This window comes from Luteibacter sp. (assembly GCF_036499525.1).
Classification (GTDB): Bacteria; Pseudomonadota; Gammaproteobacteria; order Xanthomonadales; family Rhodanobacteraceae; genus Luteibacter.
This window is the reverse complement of sequence record NZ_DASYDO010000071.1, coordinates 101,448-111,676: the sequence shown is the minus strand read 5'-3', so window position 1 is coordinate 111,676 and position 10,229 is coordinate 101,448. Positions and strand designations below refer to the sequence as shown.

The following is a 10,229-nucleotide window of genomic DNA, read 5'->3' as shown; positions in this document are numbered from 1 at the left end:
AGAAGCAGAGTTGCACGCGGTCACGCTGGAGAAGATTAGAACCAGTGGTGATGTCACAGAGGCTTTGCGATTTGAGAAGGACTTACTTTCGGTAGCCCGCGACAAATTTGAATGGTTATCGCCCATCGAATTCATCGACCTTGACCGTCTTCGCGAGGACAGGAACAGGTGTGCGCACCCTTCCCTGATCGCAGACGGTCAGGCCTATAGCCCTTCTGCGGAACTTGCACGTCTGCACATCAGATCCGCGATCACAAGCGTGCTACAGCACCCACCGGCTCAAGGCAAATACGCATTAGAGCGACTGGTTAAAGAGGTTTCTTCGGAATACTTCCCCACTAACCGCGATGCTGCCAAAGCATCTCTCCAGACCGGCCCATTAAAAAAGGCTCGCGATTCGCTCATACGAAACTTCGTCGTGGTGCTTCTGAAAAAGTACTTACTCGAGGAAAAGGAATCGAACGACTTCAAGTTTCGCCTTCGAATTGCAGCGGCACTTAAGGCTACTTTCGCACTGCACCCGACCCAGTACCAAGCCGCCGTAAAAGAAAAAATCTCAGATATCGCGCGTCAGATTGAGGATGTCAATCTCCTCTCTCTTGTCTACTTACTGAAAGAGATGCCCGATGCATGGAATTACTTGGAACAAGACGTTTCACAGAAGCTGAAGAACTATGTAAAAGCCCTGCCAGAGGAAAAGTTGGACTACCTTGACGTTGTACTGGCCGTGGAACCCCTTCGCGCAAGCGGAGAGGATCGGATCAAGAGAGCGTCGCTCAAGGAGCTGTCGAGCAATATCTTCTTCGCGCTTCCATCGCAGCTGGCAGATCGATTTATCGACCTCTACTTGCAATCGTATTCCGTCGATAATGCGAACAAGGTGGCGAAAGAAATGAGGCAGTACGCCAGCGACTTTTCGGGCGATCAGATTCGACGCCTCATCGCAGGTGCGTCAGGAAACCCGAAAGTGACTGGCAGCTCTGAGTTGGGACCGCTTATAAGCGCATTGCGTCGACATAAAACGTTGCCCCTCGACGAACTTGAAGGTCTTCTGTGCAACCACGGCTTTGAGAAATATGCCGAAGATTCTGACGGACTCCCCTTCTAAGTAATGCCGGTAGCAACGCTGCCAGCCGCGTACAACATATGGCGTCGTGGTCACCCCACGTCGTTAGGCTCGCCCTCCCCCCGCACCATCGTGACGCGTAGTGCGCCATCGCCACCCAGGGCTTCTGCCAGCCTGCCCTGAAGCTTAACTTGCGCGTCCACGGCTTCTTGGCTAAATGGAAAGTCTGTGACTTCCATCTTGATCGGACGTTTCCCGGAAAGGACATCGCTGACTGACTGGCGTATCGCTAGGAGAAGCTGCTCCTGCTCTCCGTGGCCTACCGGGGAATATGCACCCTTCTTTAGCTGCACGCGATCGAACGAATAGCCCACATCAGCAGCCATGGCACTAAGAAGGTTGGTGAACAGTTCATCGCCGTGCGCGAGCCACGTACCGTCTTCGGTTTTTGTGCCCAGGTGGTCAAGGTATTCATGCCACGCATCGGTGACAGCAATCTCCGTCTTGGTCGCACGAAGCTTGCCGAAATCCCTGCGCCCGTAGAAAGCCAGGTCGATCATGTTTAGTGCCTGGACATGATCCGGAGACAAACGGCTAGCACGCGTCGCCATGAGCTGATTGAACACCCAGGACTTACGCCGGTTCCGCTCCTGCGCACGCTCAATCCATTTCTGAGCCTGCACGGCCAGGATCGGGCCAAGTACCGTTGCCAACACTGTCGCTGCCGGCCAAAGCCAATCATTCATAGCGCCCCCTATAGGCTCCCTGTGTGATCCGCACTATACGTGGCTAGGCGAGGGCAAATTGCGCGCCGATGGTGCTGCCACGTGCCGTCATGCAGCGTCGCCCCGACCGCGTGCGCGGCCCTTGTGGCCACAAGGGCGTAGGCAAGGGTACGAAAGGTGGTTGCGCTGCGCAGCGGCGCGCAGGTGCCGTGTACGAGGCCGCGCGCAATTCGTACATAAACCGTACACAGCGGAAACGGGGCCTAGCGCCAAGCAAGAAAAAAGGGCCACGCATTGCTGCGTAGCCCTTTGATTTCACTGGCGGAGAGGGTGGGATTCGAACCCACGGTACGCTTACACGTACGCCTGATTTCGAGTCAGGTACATTCGACCACTCTGCCACCTCTCCGTGAACGGTCGACGGCAGAGTTTGAGCCCTGCCGGGCCCGCAATAATAGTGGGTCTTCCCTGCCGTGACAACAGGGTTTCGATGGGGCATCCTGCCAAGGCATCCGGGCGCGTATGGCGCCCTTCCCCACGCTCTCCCCAAGGCCCACATGATCGAGTTCGGACACGGCACGCACACGGGGCTCCGCCGCACGCGCAACGAGGATACCTACTACGCCGACGCCGGCCTTGGGCTGTTCCTGGTGGTGGACGGCATGGGCGGACACCAACATGGCGAGGTGGCCTCGGCCACGGCGCGGGATGGCGTGACGGCGCAGGTCGCCGCCGGCCAGTCACTGGTGGACGCGATCCAGCGCGTGAACGAGGCGCTGATCGCCCGGTCGAGCGGTCTGGCCGAGTCCCGCCCCATGGGAACGACGATCGCCGCCGTGCGAATCGTCGGGCAACACTATGAAGCCGCCTGGGTCGGCGACAGCCGCATCTATCGTTGGGACGGAGCACTGCAACGACTCTCGCACGACCACTCCATCGTGGAAGCCCTGGTCGAAGCGGGTGAGCTCACCGAAGCCCAGGCACGCATCCATCCGCAGCGAAGCGTACTGACCCAGGCACTGGGAATCACCTCGCCGGACCAGTTGCACATCGGCCTGGCCCGCGGCGAACTCACCGCCGGCGTGCGTCTGTTGCTGTGCACCGATGGACTGACCGACGAGGTCGACGACCGACGCATCGGCGAGATTGTGTCGCGCACGGATATCGCAGCGCAGGAGTGTGTCGATCACCTCTTGCTTGAAGCACTGGGTGGAAGCGGGCGGGACAACATCACGGCCATCCTGTTACGGGCTGCCAGTTGATCGGACCGTAGAGCCGAAGGAATGCTTTTGCTTGCTGGCGGAATAAGGCGCTGGGTGCCCGCCTGCGCAGGCACGACTGTTACGTCACGTCGCACCGGCGAAAGACGGTGTCCAATGCCCGGTTCACCAGCACCAAGAAGCGCCCCATCGGCTTTTGCTCTCCAACACGAAACCTCATGGTCCGAAGCCAGCAGCCGTCGCCCTCGCCGCGATGTCTGGAGTCGAGGGCGTTCGGGCGGAAAAGGCCCGCAGGGGGCCGGCCTGGATGGCCGGCCGTCTTCGTCGAGGCAGGGATGCCGAGTCGAAGACCCCGCCCGAACGCCCGGGTCCGCCGGGGCGCAAGCCATAAGACACTGAGCCGCGCAGCGGCTCCTCCTTTCCCAAGGAACGACGTAAGCCTTCGCGGCGAGGGCGACGGCTGCTGGCTTCCCCGCCACGTCACGAAGCCGCATAAGGCATGAACTCGCCATTGCGAGTTAACCGCATCGCTAGCGCACCCATTGCCGCAGAAGCGGCCCTCACACAAGCTTAGTGAATGGTTTCGGATTCCAGCTTGCGCCAGATGCTCTGCCCACCGGCGGCTTTATCGATCGCGTCGAGGCGTTGCGTATGCAACTGCAACTCTTCGTCGGTCGCGCGAAGCACGATCGGCCGGCGGGTGATGACGATGTCGCCGAGGATGTTCGCGCCGCGGCTGTCGGTGCTGGCGTCGAAGGCGAAGTCGAGCGCCACCTGGCCCGAGGTCATCGCGATATAGACGTCCGCCAGCAACTGGGCATCGAGCAGACCGCCGTGCAGGTCGCGGTGGGCGTTGTCCACGCCCAGGCGCTTGCATAGCGCATCCAGGCTGTTGCGCTGGCCGGGGTACATCGAACGGGCCATCAGCAGCGTGTCGAGCACCGTGGCGTGATCGGTGACCTGACCATAGTGCGCGCCCACCCGCTTCAGTTCGGCGTTGATGAAGCCCACGTCGAACGCGGCGTTATGGATGATGAGCTCGGCACCGCGGATGAACTCGAGGAACTCTTCCGCCTTGTCGCGGAAAAACGGCTTGTCCAGGAGGAACTCGTCCTGGATGCCGGTGACTTCGCGCGCGCCTTCGTCGATGGCGCGCTCGGGATTCAGGTAGGTGTGGAACGTACGCCCGGTCGGGCGACGCCCCACCATCTCCACCGCGCCGATTTCGATGAGACGATGACCGAGGTGTGCTTCGAGGCCCGTGGTTTCCGTATCGAGCACGATCTGCCTCATGCCACCTTCCCTTTCGCCTTGAAGATGATGGCCTGGTCGCGCGCGGCGACATCGACCCGCTCGTTTTCCACGTGGCCGTTATGGCCCTTCACCCATTCCCAGGTGACGGTGTGCGCGGCGGCGGCCTCGTCGAGGCGAATCCAGAGGTCCTGGTTCTTCACCGGCTTCTTGTCGGCCGTCTTCCAGCCGTTGCGGCGCCACTTCGGCACCCATTCCTGCACGCCCTGCATCACGTACTTCGAATCGGTCATGAGGTGCACGTTGCAGTGCCGGGTGAGCGCTTCGAGGGCGGAGATGGCCGCCATCATTTCCATGCGGTTGTTCGTGGTATCGGCCTCGCCGCCGGAAAGCATCTTCTCGATGCCTTTCGCGCGCAGCAATGCGGCCCAGCCGCCGGGCCCGGGATTGCCCAGGCAGGCGCCATCGGTAAACGCTTCAACGGTTTCGGTCATGGACTACTTTCAGGTTATCGATTCGGGGGCATTGCGGCGCGCACCCGAGGCCAGCGTTCCGGGAAGGGGCGTGGGCACGGCGGCCGCGCGGGCGCGCAAGGGTACCGCTGCCGGACGTTTTTTGCGCGCCACCAGCAGGTAGCCGCCGCCGACCAGCGATTCGCCGACAGCGACACCGCCCGCGCGCGGCCATGCGTTGCCCACGCGGCGCGGCATCGACAGTTCGAACTCGTCGCGCACGAGGCGCTGGCTCCACCACCAGGGCCAGGTGAGGCGCGGCCGGACGCCGCGACTCTGTCTCGCCACCCAGGGCGACCAGAGGCCTACCGGATGGATGCCGGTGATCGCCAGCATGCCCCCGGGCGCGAGCACGCGGATGGCTTCGTCGAGCAGGTTGTCCTGGCGGGCCGTGGTTTCCAGGGCGTGGCGTAACAGAACCACACCGAACGATTCGTCGGCGAAAGGCAGGGCCTCCAGGCCACTCGCATGTATATCGCCGCCCAAAAGCGCCCCGGAGACGCGGAGGGTGGCCCAGTGACCCAGGAGGGGGATGGCCGGCGGCTCGCCCTGAGCGGCCGCCGTGAGGTGCAGGCCATGGTCCCCCGTGCAGCGGGCCAGCATCGGCGCGAGCACGCGCGTCTCATCGGCAAGGAGCTTGCCGATCTGCGGGGTAGCGTAAATGTCGGGACTGAACTGGACCATGCGCTTCGAGTCTAAACGGTTTGGACGTCGCCACAGCGGTTAATGACTTCCTAACGAGCGAGATATACCCGGCTGATATAGTCCGGCCGCCCCGCCCGGTTTGCACCACTCCCGGCGGCCATTCCTTGGGTGTTCACGCCCTATCGACGTAACGGAGCCTGCCCGATGCATTGGGTCCCCGTCGCGGCCTTGAGCGACAACTACATCTGGCTGGTCGCCGACGACGCTGGCAATGCCTTCGTCGTGGATCCCGGTGAAGCCGCCCCCGTCGAAGCTGCGCTGGCCGCGCGCGGCTGGCGGCTGACGGCCATCCTGCTGACCCACCACCACAACGACCACATCGGCGGCGTGTTCGACCTCGTGCGCGATCACGACGTCGAGGTGATCGCGCCGCTGGATACGCGTATTCCCTACAAGACCCAGATCGTCGACGACGGCGACACGGTCACACTGGATGCGCCGAAGGCCTCGTTCAAGGTCATGGCGGTGCCGGGACATACGAGCACGCACATCGCCTATGCCGGCGAAGGCTTCCTGTTCTGCGGCGACACCCTGTTCAGCATCGGCTGCGGCCGGCTCTTCGAGGGCACGCCCGGGCAGATGCTGGCCTCCCTGGACCGCTTCGCCAGCTTCCCGCCGGAAACGCTCGTGTGCTGCGCGCACGAGTACACCGCGGCCAATATCCGATTCGCGCTCAGCGTCGATCCCGACAATGGCGAACTGCGCCGCCGTTCGGACGAGGTGGCGCGCCTCCGCGCGGAGGGCCGGCCAAGCGTGCCGAGCCGCCTTGCCGAGGAATGCGCCAGCAATCCGTTCCTGCGCGTGGACAGCGAGGCCATCGCCCGCTGGGCCCAGTCCCAGGGCCAGGACCACGCCACGCGGACGGAGCGCTTCGCCGCGCTGCGCCGGGCCAAGGACACTTTCACCGCATGAACGTACTCAACCGTCGTCTCCTGCCCGCCCTGATTCCCCTCTTCCTCACCGCCTGCGCCGGCAACGTGCCGAAGCCCGTGCCGCAGCAGCCGGCCGCGACGGTGGCCCCGGTCGAGCCGGTGGAAGACGTGGCCATGGCGCCGAAGCTCCTGCGTCCGGCCCAGCCGGCGGACTTCTGGTCGGACATGCGCGAGAGCTTCGCCCTGCCCGGCTGCGACGCCGATCCGAAGGTGCTGGCCTGGGCACGCACGTATACGAAATCGCCCAACCGCTTCGAGCAGAACGTGAACGAAGTGCTGCCGCTGATCGTCTATGCGCACAAGTCGGCGACGAAGCACAGCGTGGCCGGCGAGTTCGCGCTGCTGCCCTGGGTGGAAAGCCAGTATCGCCACGTGCCCGGCGCGAAGAATCGCCCCGCGGGCATGTGGCAGATCATGCCGCAGACCGCGCGCACGCTCGGCCTGCGCGTGGAGAAGAATTACGACGAGCGGCTCGACATCACCAAGTCCACCGAATCCGTGATGAACATGATGCGCCGGTACTACGACGACCTGGGCGACTGGCGCCTGGTCGACGTGGCCTACAACGCGGGCGAGTTCGGGCTGAAGAAGAAGCTGGACAAGCACGGCGGGCCGACGAACGACGACGGCCTCCCCGACGTGCCGATGAAGCCCGTGACTCGCGAGCATCTGGTGAAGCTGATGGCGATGGCGTGCATCGTGCGCGATCCGGCCCGCTTCAATGTGTCCCTGCCCCGCCGCGATACCGAGAACACGTTGCAGGTGGTGCAGGTGTCGAGCCCGCAGTCCCTCGCCCAGGCGGCCAAACAGTCCGGCCTCTCGATGAACGATCTGCGCGACTTCAATCCGGCTTACCGCACCACCAGGGGCACGGTAAGTTCGAGCCTGCTGCTGCCCAAGTCGGCAGCGGACCAGTACAAGCTGGGGCCGGTCGACGCGGTGGCGGAAGCACCGGAGCCCGTGGCGGATGCGAAGCCCACCGTTGCCAAGGCTTCAAAGAAGTCGTCGAAGAAGAAGGCCATCGCGAACGACGAGCCGCAGATCGTGTTCTACAAGGTCAACACTGGCGAATCGCTGTGGTCCATCGCCCGCCATCACCAGGTGAGCGTGGAACAGCTGATGAAGTGGAACGACCTGCAGACCCAGGCGGTGAAGCCTGGGCAGGTGCTGAAGCTTACGGCGGCGCGCTGAGTTCCCTCAGAGTTGCACGACGTCCCACTGCACATCGGGGCTCACGTCAGCGTCGTAGTCGACGCCCCTGGCCTCGAAACCAAACAGCTTGATGAAGTCGTGTTTGTAGCCGGCGTAGTCGGTGACCTGCCACAGGTTTTCCGTAGTGACGGTCGGCCATAGGGCCTTGCACTCGCCCTGCACGTCGTCGCGCAGTTCCCAGTCGTCAAGGCGCACGCGGCCTTCGGCGTCCGTTTCCGCCGGGCTACCGTCGGTGCGGTACAGGCGGTCGTGGAACAGGCGGTTGATCTGTTCGATGGTGCCTTCGTGGATGCCCTTCGCCTTCATGATCTTGAAGACCATGGAGACGTAAAGGGGGATGACCGGGATGGCCGAGCTGGCCTGGGTCACCACCGACTTCATCACGCCCACGTACGAACGCAGGCCCTTCGCGGCATGGCGGTCGCGCAGGTTCTTCGCCGTGCGGTCGAGGTGCTGCTTCGCCCGGCCGAGCGTGCCGTGCCAGTAGATCGGCCAGGTGATCTCGGTGCCCACGTAGCTGTAGGCGATAGTGGTGGCGTTCTCGGCGAGCACGCCGGCTTCGCTCAACGCATCGATCCACAGCGCCCAATCGTCGCCACCCATGACGGTGACGGTATCCTGGATTTCCTGTTCCGTGGCGGGCTCGACCGTCGCCTGGATGACGGCGTCCTTGTTCGTGTCCACCGACGATGCAGTGAATGTTTCACCGATGGTCTTCAACGCGGAGCGCACTACTTCGCCGGTCTTCGGCAGTTTGCGCACTGGCGATGCCAGCGAATAGACGACGAGGTCGACCTTGCCGCCCATCTCGTTCCTGATGATCTCGATGGCGCGCGCACGCGTCTCGTCGGCGAAGGCATCGCCGTTGATCGAGCGGCTGAACATGCCCGCTTCGCGTGCCAGCCTGTCGAATGCCGCCGAGTTGTACCAGCCCGCCGTGCCCGTCTTCGTCTCGCTCGACGGCTTCTCGAAGAACACGCCGAGCGTGGCCGCGCCGTGGCCGAACGCGGCCGTGATACGCGAAGCCAGGCCATAGCCAGTGGACGCGCCGATCACCAGGACGTTCTTCGGGCCGTCGGCGAACGTGCCGCTGGCCCTGGTGGTGGCGATCTGTTCTTCGACGTTCTTCGCGCAGCCGGCCGGATGGGCGGTGGTGCAGATGAAGCCGCGGACCTTGGGTTGGATGATCACGGATGGTTCCTTTGACGCGTCAAGGCCGCCATTGTAGTCGCGACGTGCATCCGTGCGCTTCCGCATGGTCGGTGCGGCGTTTTGGTTGCAATGGTTTTCGAGCGCATTCGATTAATGAGAACCGTGTCACCGATTCAAATCGCATTCGATAATCACCCCCCAATTGGGGGAGTAACGCATGCCTGCAGGCATGCGTTACTAATGGCACATCGATCCGGCATTAACCGCCGGGCTCCCCACGGTGATAACTAATATGCCGAAAATGAAAATCCCCTTCATTGCGGGACCGGCCCTCTTATGTCTGTCGATCGCGCAGTGCATCTGGGCAAAGGACAGCCCCAGCACGGTCGACGACCTGTTGCGCGAAGCGAACGAGCGCGTAGCGCGAGGCGAATCCCCCGACACCGTGGAAAAGTCCTTGCGCGAACTCATGAACCGCCAGGGCGTGGAAACCCATGGCACGCCGCCCGCCTGGGATGTGTTCGCCCGCGCGCGCTGGCGGCGGGAGGAAACTTCCGGCCCGGACCCGGGGACGGAAGGGAAACAGGGATTATCCGATTCACCGCCTTCTTTCGTGACCATCGTCAATAAGGCTACCGAATAAGGATTAAGAAGGGTCCATGGATGGGCCATACCCGAGGCGAAATAAATAATCCCCTCTATTGATTGCGAGGCTCCTTTAACCGGAGCAGAAACAGTTATTGCCAATTTACAGGAAAACGAAGTGATAGCAGTCCCAAAGACGACCCTTCTCTCCCGCCACTCCGGATCCATCGCCACGCTCCTGAGCCTGGTGCTGTTTGCCATCGTGCTGTTCTGCCCCGGCATCGCGCTGGCGCAGGACCTTGGCTCACTGACGACCAAATCGAATAGCGCGGTGAGTTGGATCAAGACTGCCGTGCACGCCATCCTCGTGGTGTCCGTGATCGGATCGGGCGTGATGGCGGCCTTCGGCCGGATGTCCTGGGCCACGGTCGGACAGGTCATCATCGGCGCTGTCGTAGCCGGCCTCGCGACCGAAGTGGTCGACGCCCTCTATGGCACCGGGGGTTGAGCATGAGTCCCCTGCGCAGCGACCCCCTCTTCGGCGGCCTGACCCGCCCTGCCACCCTGTTCGGCCTGCCGGTGGACGCGCTGATCTTCATTGTCGGCAGCAGCGCGGTGAGCTTCCTCACCGCGAACCTGGTCCAGCTCGACGTCACCTGGAAGATCGCCGCCCTGGGCATGGGCATCGTCTTATACGGGCTGGCCCGGCTGGTCTGCGCGCGCGACCCTCGCGCCTTCCGTTACCTCGCCCTGCAACTCGCCACCAAGGCCACGCACCGTGACCGCGCCTACTGGCGCAGCGGTTCGTACGCCGCCCTGCCCTCCCGGTCAAGGCGCTGATGCCCATGTTGTCTCCGAAACAAGCCTTG

Annotated in this window: 12 protein-coding genes and 1 tRNA gene; 7 read left to right on the top strand and 6 right to left on the bottom strand. The window is 63.0% G+C overall.

The genetic code is table 11. The features are described from left to right. Positions 1-1,108 (top strand): hypothetical protein (locus VGM71_RS15245; RefSeq protein WP_331546656.1); only part of this gene is annotated, 1,108 nt, incomplete at its 5' end. 50 nt (positions 1,109-1,158) lie between these two features. Here VGM71_RS15245 and VGM71_RS15240 read toward each other — a convergent pair. Together VGM71_RS15240 and VGM71_RS15235 are read right to left on the bottom strand one after the other, a co-directional pair. Continuing rightward, on the bottom strand, positions 1,159-1,812 hold the full coding sequence (locus VGM71_RS15240) for a DUF6680 family protein (RefSeq protein ID WP_331546654.1): 654 nt from the start codon (positions 1,810-1,812) through the stop codon (positions 1,159-1,161). Positions 1,813-2,110: 298 nt separating this feature from the next. Then, positions 2,111-2,200 (bottom strand) — tRNA-Ser (locus tag VGM71_RS15235). A gap of 148 nt (positions 2,201-2,348) precedes the next feature. Here VGM71_RS15235 and VGM71_RS15230 point away from each other — a divergent pair. After that, a complete protein-coding gene (locus VGM71_RS15230) occupies positions 2,349-3,053 on the top strand; it encodes a PP2C family protein-serine/threonine phosphatase (protein ID WP_331546652.1) in 705 nt (234 codons plus the stop codon). A 528-nt stretch (positions 3,054-3,581) separates the two neighbouring features. On the opposite strand, the gene dnaQ is transcribed toward VGM71_RS15230, so the two are convergent. From dnaQ to VGM71_RS15215, 3 genes are read right to left on the bottom strand one after another with little or no spacing between them, the layout of a single operon-like run. Beyond that, positions 3,582-4,304 carry a DNA polymerase III subunit epsilon gene (gene dnaQ / locus VGM71_RS15225; RefSeq protein ID WP_331546650.1) on the bottom strand — a complete coding sequence of 241 codons (723 nt, stop codon included), beginning with the start codon at positions 4,302-4,304 and terminating at the stop codon, positions 3,582-3,584. After that, on the bottom strand, positions 4,301-4,756 hold the full coding sequence (gene rnhA / locus VGM71_RS15220; RefSeq protein WP_331546648.1) for a ribonuclease HI: 456 nt from the start codon (positions 4,754-4,756) through the stop codon (positions 4,301-4,303). The genes dnaQ and rnhA overlap by 4 nt, the downstream gene beginning before the upstream one ends. A gap of 9 nt (positions 4,757-4,765) precedes the next feature. After that, a complete protein-coding gene (locus VGM71_RS15215) occupies positions 4,766-5,458 on the bottom strand; it encodes a methyltransferase domain-containing protein (protein WP_331546646.1) in 693 nt (230 codons plus the stop codon). Between the two features lie 165 nt (positions 5,459-5,623). Here VGM71_RS15215 and gloB point away from each other — a divergent pair, with 165 nt between their 5' ends. Then, positions 5,624-6,391, top strand: coding sequence for a hydroxyacylglutathione hydrolase (gene gloB, locus VGM71_RS15210; RefSeq protein ID WP_331546644.1), 768 nt, complete (start codon positions 5,624-5,626; stop codon positions 6,389-6,391). Further along, a complete protein-coding gene (locus VGM71_RS15205; RefSeq protein WP_331546642.1) occupies positions 6,388-7,602 on the top strand; it encodes a transglycosylase SLT domain-containing protein in 1,215 nt (404 codons plus the stop codon). The genes gloB and VGM71_RS15205 overlap by 4 nt, the downstream gene beginning before the upstream one ends. A gap of 6 nt (positions 7,603-7,608) precedes the next feature. On the opposite strand, the gene fabV is transcribed toward VGM71_RS15205, so the two are convergent. Then, positions 7,609-8,814, bottom strand: coding sequence for an enoyl-ACP reductase FabV (fabV, locus tag VGM71_RS15200; protein ID WP_331546640.1), 1,206 nt, complete (start codon positions 8,812-8,814; stop codon positions 7,609-7,611). Between the two features lie 262 nt (positions 8,815-9,076). Here fabV and VGM71_RS15195 point away from each other — a divergent pair, with 262 nt between their 5' ends. The 3 genes from VGM71_RS15195 (at position 9,077) to VGM71_RS15185 (ending at position 10,200) form a co-directional block, all read left to right on the top strand. After that, on the top strand, positions 9,077-9,418 hold the full coding sequence (locus tag VGM71_RS15195; RefSeq protein WP_331546638.1) for a hypothetical protein: 342 nt from the start codon (positions 9,077-9,079) through the stop codon (positions 9,416-9,418). Between the two features lie 120 nt (positions 9,419-9,538). Next, entirely contained in the window at positions 9,539-9,868 is a 330-nt protein-coding gene (locus tag VGM71_RS15190; RefSeq protein ID WP_331546636.1) for a TrbC/VirB2 family protein, read from the top strand. Between the two features lie 2 nt (positions 9,869-9,870). Beyond that, a complete protein-coding gene (locus tag VGM71_RS15185; RefSeq protein WP_331546634.1) occupies positions 9,871-10,200 on the top strand; it encodes a type IV secretion system protein VirB3 in 330 nt (109 codons plus the stop codon). Positions 10,201-10,229: the final 29 nt, after the last annotated feature.